The organism is Pantoea sp. F_5 (assembly GCF_008631595.1).
In the GTDB taxonomy this organism is placed as follows: domain Bacteria; phylum Pseudomonadota; class Gammaproteobacteria; order Enterobacterales; family Enterobacteriaceae; genus Pantoea; species Pantoea gossypiicola.
In genome coordinates this window covers 106,095-121,319 of the sequence record NZ_VWUO01000012.1, presented here as the reverse complement: position 1 = coordinate 121,319, position 15,225 = coordinate 106,095, and the positions used below count along the sequence as shown (strand labels likewise).

General features: G+C 56.7%; 15 protein-coding genes. 4 read left to right on the top strand and 11 right to left on the bottom strand.

All coding sequences use genetic code 11. The features are described 5' to 3' along the window. Positions 1 to 2: 2 nt before the first annotated feature. Complete coding sequence (gene pldA / locus F3I44_RS16625; RefSeq protein ID WP_046100957.1) at positions 3 to 881, bottom strand: phospholipase A; 879 nt, start codon at positions 879 to 881, stop codon at positions 3 to 5. Between the two features lie 194 nt (positions 882 to 1,075). Between pldA and F3I44_RS16620 the strand changes: the two genes are divergently transcribed. Continuing rightward, positions 1,076 to 1,546 (top strand): thioesterase family protein, encoded by a 471-nt coding sequence (locus tag F3I44_RS16620; RefSeq protein ID WP_013359695.1) that lies wholly within the window; start codon positions 1,076 to 1,078, stop codon positions 1,544 to 1,546. A 23-nt stretch (positions 1,547 to 1,569) separates the two neighbouring features. After that, entirely contained in the window at positions 1,570 to 2,469 is a 900-nt protein-coding gene (gene rarD / locus F3I44_RS16615; RefSeq protein ID WP_150013239.1) for an EamA family transporter RarD, read from the top strand. Here rarD and F3I44_RS16610 read toward each other — a convergent pair. From F3I44_RS16610 to F3I44_RS16570, 10 genes are all read right to left on the bottom strand, one after another. After that, positions 2,440 to 3,492: an AbrB family transcriptional regulator gene (locus F3I44_RS16610; RefSeq protein ID WP_150013241.1), complete on the bottom strand. Its 1,053-nt coding sequence runs from the start codon at positions 3,490 to 3,492 to the stop codon at positions 2,440 to 2,442. The two genes, rarD and F3I44_RS16610, sit on opposite strands and share 30 nt — an antisense overlap. A 97-nt stretch (positions 3,493 to 3,589) precedes the next feature. Next, a complete protein-coding gene (gene corA, locus F3I44_RS16605) occupies positions 3,590 to 4,543 on the bottom strand; it encodes a magnesium/cobalt transporter CorA (RefSeq protein ID WP_150013243.1) in 954 nt (317 codons plus the stop codon). 177 nt (positions 4,544 to 4,720) lie between these two features. After that, positions 4,721 to 4,777 (bottom strand): YsgD/CorL family protein, encoded by a 57-nt coding sequence (gene ysgD, locus F3I44_RS24295; protein ID WP_352230973.1) that lies wholly within the window; start codon positions 4,775 to 4,777, stop codon positions 4,721 to 4,723. Between the two features lie 67 nt (positions 4,778 to 4,844). After that, complete coding sequence (gene uvrD / locus F3I44_RS16600; RefSeq protein WP_150013245.1) at positions 4,845 to 7,007, bottom strand: DNA helicase II; 2,163 nt, start codon at positions 7,005 to 7,007, stop codon at positions 4,845 to 4,847. A 154-nt stretch (positions 7,008 to 7,161) separates the two neighbouring features. Continuing rightward, on the bottom strand, positions 7,162 to 7,878 hold the full coding sequence (gene yigB / locus F3I44_RS16595; protein WP_150013247.1) for a 5-amino-6-(5-phospho-D-ribitylamino)uracil phosphatase YigB: 717 nt from the start codon (positions 7,876 to 7,878) through the stop codon (positions 7,162 to 7,164). Then, the gene (gene xerC / locus F3I44_RS16590; RefSeq protein ID WP_150013249.1) at positions 7,875 to 8,780 is read right to left on the bottom strand and encodes a tyrosine recombinase XerC; all 906 of its coding nucleotides are present in this window, start codon (positions 8,778 to 8,780) and stop codon (positions 7,875 to 7,877) included. The genes yigB and xerC overlap by 4 nt, the downstream gene beginning before the upstream one ends. Continuing rightward, complete coding sequence (locus tag F3I44_RS16585; protein ID WP_150013251.1) at positions 8,777 to 9,481, bottom strand: DUF484 domain-containing protein; 705 nt, start codon at positions 9,479 to 9,481, stop codon at positions 8,777 to 8,779. Before F3I44_RS16585 ends, xerC begins: the two co-directional genes overlap by 4 nt. After that, positions 9,478 to 10,302, bottom strand: a complete 825-nt coding sequence (gene dapF, locus F3I44_RS16580; RefSeq protein WP_033734938.1) for a diaminopimelate epimerase — start codon at positions 10,300 to 10,302, stop codon at positions 9,478 to 9,480. The genes F3I44_RS16585 and dapF overlap by 4 nt, the downstream gene beginning before the upstream one ends. Positions 10,303 to 10,330: 28 nt before the next feature. Then, entirely contained in the window at positions 10,331 to 10,531 is a 201-nt protein-coding gene (locus F3I44_RS16575) for a lipoprotein (RefSeq protein WP_150013253.1), read from the bottom strand. Between the two features lie 147 nt (positions 10,532 to 10,678). Next, on the bottom strand, positions 10,679 to 13,237 hold the full coding sequence (locus F3I44_RS16570; protein WP_150013255.1) for a class I adenylate cyclase: 2,559 nt from the start codon (positions 13,235 to 13,237) through the stop codon (positions 10,679 to 10,681). 317 nt (positions 13,238 to 13,554) lie between these two features. Here F3I44_RS16570 and hemC point away from each other — a divergent pair, with 317 nt between their 5' ends. Both hemC and hemD read left to right on the top strand, forming a co-directional pair. Then, on the top strand, positions 13,555 to 14,496 hold the full coding sequence (gene hemC / locus F3I44_RS16565; RefSeq protein WP_150013257.1) for a hydroxymethylbilane synthase: 942 nt from the start codon (positions 13,555 to 13,557) through the stop codon (positions 14,494 to 14,496). Beyond that, a complete protein-coding gene (gene hemD, locus F3I44_RS16560; RefSeq protein WP_150013259.1) occupies positions 14,493 to 15,221 on the top strand; it encodes a uroporphyrinogen-III synthase in 729 nt (242 codons plus the stop codon). Before hemC ends, hemD begins: the two co-directional genes overlap by 4 nt. Positions 15,222 to 15,225: the final 4 nt, after the last annotated feature.

Below are 15,225 nucleotides of genomic sequence, written 5' to 3'. Positions count from 1 at the left end.
GATTAGAACAAGTCGTTAAGCGTTACACCCACGCCCAGACGTGTCTGGCGATGGTTGTAGTCGATTAGTGATTCACCGTAGCCGCTGAACACCTGCGTATAGAAGCGGACGTGTTCACTGATCGGGTAGCTCCAGGCCATCGTCGCGCCGCCATAACCGCTGTTCCAGTTATAGTTGCCCTCTACGCTGAAGATACTGTCGCCAAGCTTATAGCCGAGCCGGGTGCGGTAGTAACCCATATATTTGGTGATATCGGGGTTGTCGTCATTACTCGCCCCGTCCGGGATGCGATACCAGGGTTTGATCTCCGCCAGGAAGTTCCCGTTCTCCGCCATCAGCCGCGCATAAACGCGGTTCCAGCTGCGCGAGGTGGGATCGCTGCGCCCGTTAGACTCATGATTCAGACCCAGTTCGACATCCCGCAGTGTCCAGCCACCCAGCGAATAATCCGTGGCCCAGCCAAGGAAAATCTGCGGCTCATAATTGGTCTCACGGAAGGGCGAGGATTCACCGCGATTCGACAGCTGCCACCAGGAGCGCTGTGTGTAAGAGGCTGCAAGTACCGAGTTATCACCCAGAATACCGCGCCACAGCGGAAACGCCAGGCTGAGCTGGAATTTCACTTCATCTTTGCGGGCATTTTCTCCCCAGTTATAGGAGGAGATCGCCTCTTTGTTCAGGTCGCTGGTGTAGGTGTAGAGCAGATAATTGTTCTCGTAAGGATAGAGAACAAACGGATTATCATGCTTCTCCAGCAGGTTAGCAATGATGCTGCCCTGAACCTGTGGCGCGTCATGAACCTCTTTGATCTGAGCTTCATCTGCCTGCGCCAGCGCAGGAATTATCAACATTGCCGCCAGCAAGGCGCGATGCTTACGCATAAAATTCTCCGGTGAGCAGCTGCGTATCAGAATAACTGAAAAGGGTGTTGTAAAAAGCAGGCCATTCTACACGCAAATGGCAGTGAGCAAGAGTGCTGATTTCTTAAACTGGAAACCCCCTCGCAGGCGGCATAGAATACACAACTCGTTAATGTTGCGCGCCCCCTGGCCCGATTTTTTCAGGACACATCATCATGTCATCACCCGTGCTGACACCGCAGGACGCTCGCCAGCTGGTTGGCGAAATTTTTGTTTATCACATGCCGTTTAATCAGGCGTTAGGCCTGGAGCTGATGCGTCTCGACGCAGACTACGCTGAAATCAGCTTCAATAATAAAACCATGCTGGTGGGCAACCAGGCGCAACAGATTCTGCACGGTGGTGTTATCGCGTCAGTCCTTGATGTGGCCGCGGGCATGGTCTGCGTCAGCAATGCGTTAACCCGTCAGGAGAGCATCAGCGAAGCGGATCTGCGCCAGCGTTTGTCACGTATGGGCACTATCGATATGCGCGTTGACTATCTGCGTCCCGGACGCGGTGAGCGCTTCACCGCCACCAGCAGCCTGCTGCGGGCCGGTAACAAAGTCGCCGTGGCGCGCGTGGAGCTGCACAATCAACAGGGCGACTATATCGCCACGGCAACCGCCACCTATCTTATCGGCTAACCCCGCCATTGAATGGATCGCATATGGATACGCAACAAACCCGCCAGGGCGTTGGCTTTGCACTGGGCGCCTACTTTATCTGGGGCATTGCGCCCGCCTATTTCAAGCTGGTCAAACAGGTTCCCGCCACAGAAATCATGACGCACCGGGTGATCTGGTCGGCACTCTTTATGCTGTTGCTGATTACCCTGAGCCGCAGCTGGCCCGGCGTTCGCAGCGTATTGCGCCAGCCCAAAAAAGTGCTGTTGCTGGCGATCACGGCGCTGACTATTGGCGGCAACTGGCTGCTGTTTATCTGGGCAGTCAACAACCAGCATATGCTGGAAGCCAGCCTGGGTTACTTTATTAATCCGCTGATCAACGTGGTGTTCGGCATGCTGTTTTTGCGTGAGCGTTTCCGCCGTCTGCAATGGCTGGCGGTGCTGCTGGCAACCGTCGGCGTGCTGGTGCAGCTGTGGCAGTTTGGATCGTTGCCGGTTATCGCACTCGGCCTGGCCCTGAGCTTTGCCGTTTATGGTCTGATGCGCAAAAAAATCCAGGTCGATGCACAGAGCGGCATGCTCATTGAGACCCTGTGGCTGTTTCCGCTGGCAGCCATTTATCTGTTTGGCTTTGCCGACAGCGCCACCAGTCATTTATCGGCGAACCCGCTGAGTCTCAACCTGAAACTGATTGCAGCGGGCATTGTGACAACCATTCCACTGATGCTGTTTGCAGCGGCCTGTAGCCGGCTGCGCCTCTCCACAGTCGGTTTCTTTCAGTATCTCGGCCCGACGCTGATGTTTGTGCTGGCGGTGGTGTTTTACGATGAAACCATCACGCCAGACAAGATGGTAACCTTCGGCTTTATCTGGCTGGCGTTGCTGGTGTTTGTCTGCGATGCGGTGGCATTTTCATTCCGTTCCCGTCCGCGCATAGCGTGAAATAAAGCGCGCTAAAGCCGGGCCGGTCAGCAGGATGGTAAAGAGACGCAACGTCTGCATCGCCATCACAAATGCCATGTTGACCTGGGTTCCCGCAGCAATAATCGCCACCGTATCCAGCCCGCCTGGACTGGTGGCGAGATAGGCCGTCATCAGATCGATATCCAGCATGCGTGTCAGTATCCACGCCAGCCCGCCACACAACAGCATCAGCCCGAAAATTGAGGCCAGCATCTGCGGCAGCGTGCGCAGTGCCAGCAAGAAAATCGGACGGGTAAAACGTAATCCCACGCTCCAGCCAATCAGCGCATAGGCCACGGCCAGCAGCCATTCCGGCACCTGTAACACTGCGATTTCACTGCTGTTCAGTACCGCACCCGCCAGCGCGGGCAGCAGTAATGCGCCAGAAGGAATGCGCAGTCGAGTACCCAGCCACGCGCCCGCCAGCACCACCACCAGCGTCATTGCAAAGCCATAACTCAGCGCGGGAAACCAGAGTAGCGAAACGCTGTGCGCTTCATCGCCCAGCCCGATGCGCGCGACCAGCGCGGCCGCCGAGGCGACAAACAGCACCCGCAAATACTGCATGAACGCCACCAGCCGCACATCAGCACCAAAGTCCCCCGCCATTGCTACCATTGCCGAAGCACCACCCGGTGACGAGCCCCATGCGCCGGTCGGGCCAGGCAGATGACTGAAACGCACCAGCAGAAAACCCGACAGGCCGCTGGCCGCCAGCGTCAACAGCAGCACCGCCAGCACGATCGGCCACTCCTGAATCAGCGGTGTCAGAATGGAAGGAGACAGGCTCTGCGCAATCATGCAACCCAGTACCGCCTGGGCAAGCAGGAAGAATCGTTTATCAATCCGCAGTGTGGCACCTGACAGCCCCATCACCACACCCACAATCATCGGTCCCAGTAGCAGCGCGGCGGGTACATGAAAGTAGTGCAGCACCGCGCCCAGTAGTACCGAGATTAGCAGCAGCAGCGTCCACTGCGTGCGTAACGAAAAAGCGTCCATAAGAAGTTAATTATTTGTAAAAACAGGAGGGTCAGAGTACGCAGAAATGGCGACGGGAGCCAGCAGAACGGGCCATCTCAGATGGCCCGTGGCTTTTTTAAAGCCAGTTTTTACGCTTAAAGTAGAGATAAGGTGCCAGGCCGGCCAGAATCATCAGACCGATAGCCGCAGGATAACCAAAGCTCCACTTCAGTTCCGGCATAAATTCGAAGTTCATCCCGTAGCTGGATGCCACCAGCGTGGGTGGCAGAAACACCACGGAGACTACTGAGAAGATCTTGATGATGCGGTTCTGCTCGATGTTGATAAAGCCCATTGCGGCCTGCATCAGGAAGTTGACCTTCTGGAACAGCGATTCGTTGTGCGGCAGCAGCGACTCGATATCGCGCAGGATTTCCCGCGCCTGCTCCAGCTGATTACCCGGCAGACGCGCTTTACGCACCAGGAAATTCAGGGCGCGCTGTGTATCCATCAGACAGAGACGCACTTTCCAGCCGATATCTTCCAGTTCTGCTAAGCGTGACAGCGCCTGATCGTACTCTTCGCCCTGCTGACCTTCCATGATCACCCGGCTGAGTTTCTCCAGCGCGCTATAGATGTTCTCGATTTCGTCTGCCAGCTGTTCGATTTTGGTTTCAAACAGGTCGAGCAGCAGCTCAAAGGCGTTGCCATCGATCAGGGTCTGATTACGGGCACGCATACGATAGAGGCGGAAAGCGGGCAGTTCACGTTCGCGCAGCGTGTAGAGGCGGCCTTCACGAATGGTGAATGCCACGGTGGAGTTACCGGCGTGATCGTCAGCATCTTCATAGAAGAAGAAGGAGTGGATATGCAGACCATCTTCATCTTCGAAGAAGCGTGCCGAGGCCTCGATATCTTCCAGCTCTGGCCGTGTTGCCAGGCTCTGGCCCAGCTCCGTTTGCACCCGGTCACGTTCGCCCTCTTCCGGCTCGATCAGATCGACCCAGACAGAGTTGGTCAGTTTGTCGGTTTCGTCTTCCAGCTCCAGTCGCGTCAGGCGGCTTTGATCGAGTTTAAATGCGCTCAGCATAGCAATACTCCCCATTGCAGACTAAATGGGACAAAGCGGTCCGCCGTTCCTTTAAAGGAACAGGCAGCCTGAACACGGAAACAGAGTTTCAAAGATAAATCAGTGCTGACTCGCGCGACGGAATCAAAAAGGGGGGTCGCTGATAACCGCTAAGGCTACCCGCGTAAAGAGGTAGCCTTAGATGTTATGCCTGATATCCAGGTCATTGAGCCAGCATCGACTGGGCGTGTCCAAGGCATTGTCCTCTCATGATAATAGTGGGCGCATGTTACGCTGAGACGAAAAAGCCGTCAACCGCGCGCTAAAGCGTTTCCAGCTTCGCGTAAGCCGCTACCAGCCACTTGATTCCCTGCCCCTGAAACGCCACCTGCAAACGGCTGTGCTCACCGCTGCCTTCCAGATTAATGATGGTGCCTTCGCCAAATTTTGCGTGATGAACACGCTGGCCCAGCGCGAATCCGCTGTCATTTTTGGTCACCGGGGCACCCATCCGCTGATGGTTGACCGGACGGCTGACGCTGGCGCGCAGACGCACTTCTTCGATGCACGTTTCGGGCAGCTCACCGATAAAACGGGAAGGCCGGTGATACACTTCCTTACCATAGAGTCGGCGGGTTTCAGCGTAGGTCAGCGTCAGCTTGCGCATCGCGCGGGTCACACCGACATACGCCAGACGACGCTCCTCCTCCAGCCGCCCGCCTTCATCCAGCGACATCTGGCTTGGGAACATCCCCTCTTCCATACCGACGATAAAGACCTGACTGAATTCCAGCCCTTTGGCCGAGTGCAGCGTCATCAGCTGAACCGCATCCTGCCATTTGTCTGCCTGACCTTCGCCCGCTTCAAGGGCGGCATGGGATAAGAAGGCCTGAAGCGGCATCAGATCTTCATCTTCGTCCTGATAGCTGAACTGACGGGTTGCCGTCACCAGCTCCTCAAGGTTTTCGATACGCGCCTGGCCCTTCTCGCCTTTTTCCTGCTCATACATCAGCCACAGGCCGGAGTCTTTGATAACCCGGTCGGTCTGAACATGCAGCGGTAATTCGGCGGTTTCGGTAGCCAGTGAATCGACCAGCTCACAGAAGCGTTGCAGTGCAGACGCGGCGCGGCCCGCCAGTGCGCGACTTTGCAGCAGTTCGCGCGTCGCCTGCCACAGCGTCATCTGACGTTCACGCGCCGTCTGACGCACCACGTCGAGCGTGCGATCGCCCACGCCGCGCGTCGGGGTATTCACCACGCGCTCAAAGGCGGCGTCGTCATTGCGGTTCGCCATCAGACGCAGATAGGAGAGCGCATCTTTAATCTCCTGGCGTTCAAAGAAGCGCATGCCGCCATAAATACGGTACGGCATGCTGCTCTGCAGCAGCGCCTCTTCCAGCACGCGCGACTGGGCGTTGCTGCGATAGAGAATGGCACAGTCGTTGAGTGCACCGCCGTTCTCCATCCAGACCTTGATGCGGTTCACCACAAAGCGCGCTTCATCCAGCTCATTAAAGGCGCAGTAGATAGAGATCGGTTCGCCATCGCTGCCTTCGGTCCAGAGCTCTTTACCCAGACGGCCATTGTTATTGGCGATCAGGGCGTTAGCCGCTTTCAGAATGTTATTGGTTGAGCGGTAGTTCTGCTCCAGACGGATCGTTTCTGCACCCGGGAAATCCTGCAGGAAGCGCTGAATGTTTTCGACCTGTGCGCCGCGCCAGCCGTAGATCGACTGGTCATCATCGCCCACGATGATGACACGGCCGCTGTCACCCGCCAGCATCCGAATCCAGGCGTACTGAATGTTGTTAGTATCCTGAAACTCATCCACCAGCACGTTGGTAAAGCGTTCGCGGTAGTGATTGAGGATGTGCGGCTTGTTGAGCCAGAGTTCATGGGCGCGCAGCAGCAGCTCGGCGAAGTCGACTAAACCCGCACGGTCACAGGCTTCCTGATAGGCCTGATAAATGCGTAGCCAGGTCTGCTCAATCGGATTGCCGTAGCTTTCAATGTGCTTTGGCCGCAGGCCTTCATCTTTTTTGCCGTTGATGTACCACATGCCCTGGCGCGCAGGCCACTGCTTGTCATCAAGGTTCATTGATTTGATCAGGCGCTTGAGCAGACGCAGCTGGTCTTCGCTGTCGAGGATCTGAAAATCCTGCGGCAGACCGGCGTCAAGATGGTGGGCACGCAGTAAGCGGTGCGCCAGGCCGTGGAAGGTGCCGATCCACATCCCGCCCTGGCTGGTGCCGATCAGATGTTCGATACGGTGACGCATCTCTGCTGCCGCTTTGTTGGTAAAGGTCACCGCCATAATCGAATAGGGTGAGCAGTTCTCTACTGACATCAGCCAGGCAATGCGATGCACCAGCACCCGCGTTTTACCACTGCCCGCGCCTGCCAGCACCAGCAGGTTACTGCGCGGAGCCGCAACGGCCGCGCGCTGATTGTCATTCAAACCGTCGAGCAGTTCAGAAACGTCCATAAGCACCGTTTACCAGAGAAAAACGCCGTCGCCGCGCTGTTTACTGCGCCTGCCGTAAGGCAGTGTCGCGGCCAGTCAGGCAGCGCCACGGACGCCGGATAACGCACAGCGGCCTGGCAGAAAAAAGGGAGACGACTGGATAAATTTACAGCCATTATAGCAGTGAGGTGAGTGATGCCAACCGCGAAATTTCGACATGCGGCAACAGCCGCGCGTCCGGGATATGCATCAGGTTGCCCTGCCGCAGGTTAATCCAGCAGGCCTGCATGCCGCAACGCAGTGAGCCGGCGACATCGGTAGTCAGGTCGTCTCCCACATGCAGAATGTGGTGTGGCGCGATATCAAGGCGTTGCGCGGCAAGCTGATACATATCCTGCCACGGCTTGGCGCGCCCGTCAGGTCCGGCCCGCAGCGTAAAGCGAAAGTATTCAGCGATACCCATTTTTTCCGGGCTGGCGTTGCCGTTAGTGACCGCCACCAGCGGGATTTTTTCCGCCAGCGCCTTCAGCGTCTGATGCGTCTCATCCGGCATTTCGACCTGACTCCGCCACTGATGGAACACCGCCATGACCTCTGCCGCGCCCGCGGTCGCTTCCGCAGCAGAGAGGCCGATATTCAGCATCGCCAGCTCTACCGAACGGCGTCGCCACTCCGAAACGTCATGATAGATCTCAGGCTCGCGCTGCAGCAGTTCATCGCGCAGCTGCTGATAATCCTGCGGCGTGAAGTCACGCAGCGCCGGATGAAAAGCCTGCAATGCGGCGTGAGACTCCAGCGTGGTGCGACGGATCACCGGGTAGTTATCGTAGAGCGTGTCATCAAGATCGAAGGTCATGGCTTTAATGGCCGACAGCGGACGATAAAACTTCATTCGTTCTTTCCTCGTTTGGCGCGGGGATGCGCAGCGTCATACACCGAAGCCAGATGCTGGAAGTCGAGATGGGTGTAGATCTGGGTCGTCGAGAGGTTTGCATGACCCAGTAACTCCTGCACGGCACGCAGGTCGCCGCTGGACTCCAGCAGATGCGTAGCAAAAGAGTGTCGCAGCTTATGCGGATGGATATGACTCGCCACGCCCTGTCTGATGCCCCATTCGGCAAAGCGCTTCTGCACGTTACGGGGCGAGATGCGGTTGCCGCGTGTCGACAGAAACAGCGCATCATCCTGACCGCCAAAGGTTTCACGTAGTGGCAGCCAGTGCTGGATCCAGGTGACCGCCGTGCGGCCAATCGGCACCCGGCGCTCTTTGCTGCCCTTACCCACGACCCACACTTCGCCGGAATCGAGGTCGACGTGGCGGCAATCCATATTCACCAGCTCGGAGAGACGCAGCCCGCCACCATACATCACTTCCAGCATTGCGCGGTCGCGCACCGCCAGCGGATCGTTAAGGTCGATCTCCAGCAGCTGATTCACTTCATCCACATCGATATTCTTAGGCAGATGGCGCGCTTTACGCGGCGTCATCACCCCTTTGGCCGGATTAGCAGAGAGCAACCCCTGGCTCACCTGCCAGTCGAGAAAACTGCGCAGTGCGGAGAGACGCAGCGCGAGGCTGCTGGCAGAGAGTCCGGCGCGACGGCTGCGCGCCGCCATGCTGCGCACCTGCGCGGGTTCCAGCAGTGCCCAGCTGCCAAGCTTCATCTCATCAGCAATTGCCACCAGCGCGGCCAGCTGGCGCGCATAGCTGCTCTGGGTTAACGGACTCAGCTGGCGCTCCACTTTCAGGTAGCGCAGAAATCCATCGACGGCCTCCAGCAGCGCGCTGCTCATGCGCGCTCTACCCAGCGGGAAAGCAGGCCAGGCATCATCTGTGAAAGATGCTGTAACAGCAGCGTTCCCATGCCCGACTGATAGTGCTGGCTGTCACGGCTGCTGAACACCAGCACGCCGAGATCGCCCGCTTCGCCCATCAGCGACATCGCAACCGAGCCAATTGCTTTGGCCTGCGGCAGCAGCAGCAGCAGTTCAGGCCCATTGATATTACCGAGATAGTGATGCTGGTTGCCGAAGCGCTGAATACGCAGCGGCTCAAACGCCTGACGCGACAGGCTCAGCTGAAAGAAATCGGAGGGGGCACCCAGCAGCCATTTGTCACTGAACAGCCGCACATTGGCACCCGCCAGGCCCAGCTCACGCGCCCAGCGATGCAGACGGTTGAGCATATCCTGCAGCGAATCAGCCGCGGCCAGATGACTTTCCAGCGACAGCAGACGGTCAAACAGCTCATGGTTAGCGCTGGCCTGCTCCATCAGCAGTGTGATCTCTTCTTCCAGCCGCTGGATATGGTTGCGTTGCCGCGCCATATGCCACTCGACCAGTGACACGCTGCCACGCACCGGATGCGGTACCGCCATCTGTTCAACTTCGCGGGCATTGCGGATGAAGAAATCGGGATTCTGCCGCAGATAATCACTGACGGCCTGATCGTCCAGCAGAACCGAACTGTCAGCCTGCTCTTCGATATTTTTCATAGATGAATAAACCCATCGTAGACGTGTGTCGCAGGCCCGGTCATATAGAGCGGCTGACCGGCACCTTTCCAGGAGATATGCAGCGTCCCGCCAGGCAGATCGACACGCACTTTCGGTGCCAGAATGCCCTGCTGAATGCCGCAGGCAACGGCAGCGCAGGCACCACTGCCGCACGCCTGCGTTTCACCCGCTCCGCGTTCGTAGACGCGCAGCCGGATATGTTCCGGATTAATAATCTCCATAAAACCGACATTGACGCGATCCGGGAAGCGCTCGTGGCTCTCCAGAATCGGGCCAAGCAGTTCAACCTGCGCGGTTTTAACGCTTTCCACCTGAATGACGCAGTGGGGATTCCCCATCGAGACTGCACCCAGCATCACCGTCTGTTCGGCCACGCGCAGCAGATAGAGATTCTCGGCTTTATTGGCGCGGAACGGCACCTGCTGAGGCTCAAAGTTGGGTTCACCCATGTTCACGCGCACGTGATCGTCAGGCGTCACGGTCAACACCATGCGGCCATTCTGGGTACTGACCCGGATGTCGCTTTTATTGGTCAGCCCTTTGAGCTGAACAAAGCGGGCAAAACAGCGCGCACCGTTGCCGCACTGGGCCACTTCACTGCCGTCAGCGTTGAAAATGCGATAGTGAAAATCGAGATCGGGATCGTAAGGCGGTTCAACAATCAGCAGCTGATCAAAACCGATCCCCAGATGACGATCGGCCAGCCGGCGGATCAATTCCGGCGAGAAGAAGACGTTTTGTGTCACCGCATCCACAACCATAAAATCGTTGCCGAGACCGTGCATTTTGGAGAACTGCATTTTTTGCTCCGCCGGATAAGCCATCAGATTAGTTCGCTTTTACGCCTGAATTACCGGTCACCAGCCCACCGACATCGGCTTTAGAGGCATCCGCTTTCTGGCGTTCGGTTGGGGCTTGTTGTTTCTTCGGCTGATCCTTCGGCGGGAAGTAGAGCGGTCCTTTCAGACCACAACCTGCAAGGCTGATTACTGCCAGTGTCATGGCCAACAGGCTTATTACTTTCTTCATTCTTTATGCTCTTAATGTCCTTTACCTGGATGCTTATCATCGCAGTTGAAGGTGGAAAAGCAACAGGAAATCCCCGTAAATAGCGTGAACCGGGTGACAGGCCAGGAAGATAGCGGCCACCTGCAGAGCGCAGGCAGCCCGTCAGCATCAATGCACCTGATAGCGCGGTTGATAGTCGCTGTTGTCGTTGTCAGGCTGCGTCGTACAGAGCTGCGTCAGCGTCTGATTCCGGAATGGAATCACCTGGAATCGATCACCGGTGTTCACAATCTGGTAGAACTGCGGCAGGTTGAAGTTGATAAAGCTCGACCCATAAGTGAAGCGATCGTGCGATGAGGAGTAGAAACGACTGACGTCACGCACCAGCTCCTCTTTGCTGCCTTCACAGTGATGATAGACCTCAACCCGATTGGTCTCATCAAGGATATAAATGTTGAAGCCGCGCTCATCCGTGGTGTTTTCAAAGAAGAACTGAATGATGCCTTCGCTGGCATAGCCGTTCACTACCGGTGGCAGCGGCGTCTGATTCGTTTCGACTTTGATCGACAACCCATGCAGCTTGTTGTTGGAGATCGCGCCATAAAATTCCACGGCGTTTTCCAGCTTCTGCACCGAGACACTCATGCGTTCAAAGAACAGTCCCCAGGTCTCGCCTGCCATGCGCAGCGCTTTGAAGCGGCCCGGCTCCTGACGTGTGCTGGAGAGGCGCAGCTCAATGCATTCAGAGACCAGTTGCTGCACGCGCGTGCGAATCAGACCGCGCAGATGCTGGCTGTAGCAGAACACTTCTACCGTATCCGGCGGTGCGGCATCCTGATGCATCTTGCCGAGAATGGTTTTCAGCCCTTCGATCATCGCCTGTTCGCCGCTGAAGTGCAGCGTACGCACTTCATTCCAGGAGTTGCGATAGAGCAGATCGATGCTGCCAATCAGGCACTGCTGCTGCTGACCAAAGCTAAAGACATCCAGCTTGCGGAAGTCGAAGTGCACCACCTGATTGCGGAAGGCCGCCGTTGGATCGTGCTCAAGGTTCACAATAATCGCAAGGTGCCGGATTTCGCACGGGCTGTAGAGCGCTTTTGGCGTCGGCGAAGGCAGACGCAGTGGGAAGTGGCTGGAAACATCGTTAACCAGCTCCTGCAGGCGCGCCAGGTCGCAAATCTCATTGCCTTTAATATGCAGCCGGGTTTTACGGGTCAGCAGACCATTGAACCACGCCCACGCCACCAGCTTGTTCAGGTAGCGGTTATATTCCAGCGGCTGATGGCTGATGATCGAATCCATGTCCGGTGCCTGGTTATAGAGATACCAGCCGGAACGGTTGGCACGGCCAGGCGGCACATGAATAAAGGTCAGATTCGGTTCAGAGAGATCGGGCGAAATCTGTGGATTCACCAGCGTCACTTTGCCCGGCAGCGCTTCAAACGCGGCATACAGTTTACGGGTCAACACACCGATATCCTGCGGACTGGCGCTGACGCTTAAGTTGTTGCGACGGGCAAAGCGGATCAGGTTGCGATAACTCTGCATCATCGCATCCAGTAATTCGTTATGGGCTTCGCGCACCCGCTCAATTTTCCACCCGGCACGGTTGTCCAGAATGGCGATCTTCTCTTCGTTCCAGCCCCACTCTTTAACCAGCTGCGATAAAATCTCGCGACGCCAGCCGGTGCGATGCTGATGATCGTCGGTGCTGAGCTTTTCACATACTTTGAGGTAGAAGCAGCGACGCACCAGATCAAGGCGCGGCTGATCGTCCACGCTGGTCAGATAGTGCGTGACGCGCTCAAGCATCATGCAATAAGGATCGAGGCCGAAGCAGATGATTTCGCCGTCGTGCAGGCGTTGTTTGATATCCATCGCCAGCAGTTGTGTGTTCGGGTATTCCCAGCTGTAGGCTTCCAGCAGCAGCGTTTTCAGTACGGCTTTATAAGGTGAGTCGATACTTTTATAGAGCTGCCACAGGCTGGCACCGAAATACTCTTCTGCAGACAGCGTGCCGAGGCCACCCAGATCGAGCCACTCATTAGGGGTCAGTACACCTTTGGCGTAGAGCGACATCACGTAGTCGTCGTAGTGATGCTCTTCTTCGCCTGGCACCATATTCCACAGGAGGCGTTTACCTGCCATACGAACCGCGGTACGGTAAAACTCATCCAGCAGTAAAATGTGCTGGGTTGAACCGCAGTCTTCACCGCCCAGGCTGCCGCTTTCGTTGTGGCGGAAGCGGTTCTCGTCAATCAGGAAGAAACTGACTTCCACGCCCATCGAGACGCACCATTTTTGCAACAGCGTGCATTTGCGCTGCAGATTCAGGCGCTCTTCATTATCGAGCCAGGATTGATGGCAGACCCAGATATCGAGATCCGAGATGCTGTTCTGGCCGACAGAAGAGGTACTGCCCATAGAGTAGATCGCCGTGATCGGCATTTCGCCTTTCGGCGCATCGGCATGGCGCAGATCGCTGTCGCCAGTGAGGTCTGCCAGCAGCTGGCGTTGATTTTCATCAGGCGTGAAGAAGCTGATGCCATGTGGAACGCTACCTTCAAGGTAACCCGGCATCTGAGGATGTTGATAATGTAATAAGGTTGGCAGCAGACTGTAGACGCGCTGAAAAGCGGGCCCCATGGCAGCCAGCGCACGATCAACGCGCAGCTGGTTAATTGCATCCAGTCTCTGTTTCAGTGTCTCAATGTAGAGGTACAAGACGTTTCGCCTGATTGTCCCAGTGTTTAAGCACCCTGTTTCCACGCTCTGCCGCTTATTAAAGTAAAAAAGTGGGCAGATAATTGCTGGAAACGTGATCAATCTATCACTCGACAGATTGACCGTAAAGAAAGTTGCGCTACTTAACAGTTTAGCACGTTCTTACCAGCTTCCCGCCTTTTCGGCACTGGTTGCCACGCTATGGCTTGATAAACCGGGCCTGAAACCGCGCACAGGCCGTTTTCAATCCGTTGAAACTGACAGTATTCACCCAGAGATGATAGGATATTCAGTGAACGATAAAAATGGTTAACAGCATGTTAGACAAAATTTTCAGAATTGCTACAAGACAAAGCCCGCTCGCATTATGGCAGGCACATTATGTACAGCAACGACTCATGAGTGCCCATCCGGGACTGCGCGTTGAGCTGGTGCCTATGGTCACCAAAGGTGACATTATCCTTGATACGCCGCTGGCAAAAGTCGGTGGCAAAGGGCTGTTTGTCAAAGAGCTTGAGCTGGCAATGCAGGATGGCCGTGCCGATATGGCAGTGCACTCTATGAAAGATGTGCCGGTCAGTTTCCCTGAAGGTCTGGGCCTGGTAACCATCTGCGAGCGCGACGATCCGCGTGATGCGTTCGTTTCTCATCATTATGACTCCATTGATGCGCTGCCACAGGGTGCCGTTGTCGGCACCTCCAGCCTGCGTCGCCAGTGCCAGATTAGCGCGCGTCGACCGGATCTGGTGATCCGCTCGCTGCGTGGCAATGTCGGCACCCGCCTCGGCAAACTTGATGCCGGCGAATATGACGCGATTATTCTTGCCGTCGCCGGGCTGAAGCGTCTGGGGCTGGAAGATCGCATTCGCCAGGCGCTGCCTGCTGACGTTTCCCTGCCCGCCGTGGGTCAGGGCGCGGTCGGCATTGAATGCCGTCTGGACGACACCACCTTAATCAGCCTGTTACAGGCGCTGAATCACGATGACACCGAAATCTGTGTCAGAGCAGAACGCGCTATGAATACCCGCTTAGAGGGTGGCTGTCAGGTGCCCATCGGCAGCTTCGCGGTGCTGGAAGGCGATGAGCTCTGGCTGCGCGGCATGGTCGGTGCGCCCGATGGCCGGGTTATGGTCCGAGGCGAACGCCGCGGCCCCCGCGCGCAGGCTGAAGAGATGGGCATCTCACTGGCCGATGAACTGCTGAACGGCGGCGCGCGTGAAATCCTGAAAGAGGTCTATCAGGGGCAGCCGCCGGCATGACCATCCTGGTGACGCGCCCGGAACCCGCAGCGGCAGAGCTGGTGTCACGCCTGCATGCCCTTGGCAAACAGGCGTGGAGCCTGCCGCTGATTGAATTTGCACCGGGCGCTGACCTCGATTCCCTGCCTCACAGGCTCGCCGGACTTCGTGCCGGCGATCTCGTCTTTATTCTTTCTCAGCAGGTTATTCACTACGCACAGCACGCGATCAAAGCATGGCCTACTGAGCTGGACTATTATGCAATTGGTCGCAGCACCGCGCTGGCGTTTCACACCGTCAGCGGACAGCAGGTGACCTGGCCTCATGCGCATGAAACCAGTGAGGAATTGATCCAGATAAACACGCTTCAGCAGGTTGCCGGTAAACGTGCGCTGATCCTGCGTGGCGATCCCGGACGCGAACTGCTGGCGGAGACATTAACCCGTCGAGGTGCTGAGGTAACGTTCGCTGCCTGCTATCAGCGCTGCCAGAAGCATTATGACGGGCCGGTTGAAGGCCGCCGCTGGCGCGATCGCGGCGTCTCTGTGCTGGTAGTGACCAGCGGTGAAATGTTACAACAGCTTTTTTCGCTGTTCCCCGCGGTTGATCGCGAGGAATGGCTGCTCAACTGCCGACTGATCGTCGTCAGTGAACGTTTGGCTACCCTGGCCGCAGGATTGGGTTGGCAGGATATTCAGGTAGCCGATGGTGCCGATAACGATGCGCTGCTGCGCGCGTTACGCTGAACTT

Coding starts and splice junctions, on each gene's coding strand:
- F3I44_RS16620 (WP_013359695.1), top strand. CDS start 1,076: ATGTCATCACCCGTGCTGACACCGCAGGACGCTCGCCAGCTGGTTGGC.
- pldA (WP_046100957.1), bottom strand. CDS start 881: ATGCGTAAGCATCGCGCCTTGCTGGCGGCAATGTTGATAATTCCTGCG.
- rarD (WP_150013239.1), top strand. CDS start 1,570: ATGGATACGCAACAAACCCGCCAGGGCGTTGGCTTTGCACTGGGCGCC.
- F3I44_RS16585 (WP_150013251.1), bottom strand. CDS start 9,481: ATGAAAAATATCGAAGAGCAGGCTGACAGTTCGGTTCTGCTGGACGAT.
- xerC (WP_150013249.1), bottom strand. CDS start 8,780: ATGAGCAGCGCGCTGCTGGAGGCCGTCGATGGATTTCTGCGCTACCTG.
- F3I44_RS16575 (WP_150013253.1), bottom strand. CDS start 10,531: ATGAAGAAAGTAATAAGCCTGTTGGCCATGACACTGGCAGTAATCAGC.
- corA (WP_150013243.1), bottom strand. CDS start 4,543: ATGCTGAGCGCATTTAAACTCGATCAAAGCCGCCTGACGCGACTGGAG.
- hemC (WP_150013257.1), top strand. CDS start 13,555: ATGTTAGACAAAATTTTCAGAATTGCTACAAGACAAAGCCCGCTCGCA.
- yigB (WP_150013247.1), bottom strand. CDS start 7,878: ATGAAGTTTTATCGTCCGCTGTCGGCCATTAAAGCCATGACCTTCGAT.
- dapF (WP_033734938.1), bottom strand. CDS start 10,302: ATGCAGTTCTCCAAAATGCACGGTCTCGGCAACGATTTTATGGTTGTG.
- hemD (WP_150013259.1), top strand. CDS start 14,493: ATGACCATCCTGGTGACGCGCCCGGAACCCGCAGCGGCAGAGCTGGTG.
- F3I44_RS16610 (WP_150013241.1), bottom strand. CDS start 3,492: ATGGACGCTTTTTCGTTACGCACGCAGTGGACGCTGCTGCTGCTAATC.
- uvrD (WP_150013245.1), bottom strand. CDS start 7,007: ATGGACGTTTCTGAACTGCTCGACGGTTTGAATGACAATCAGCGCGCG.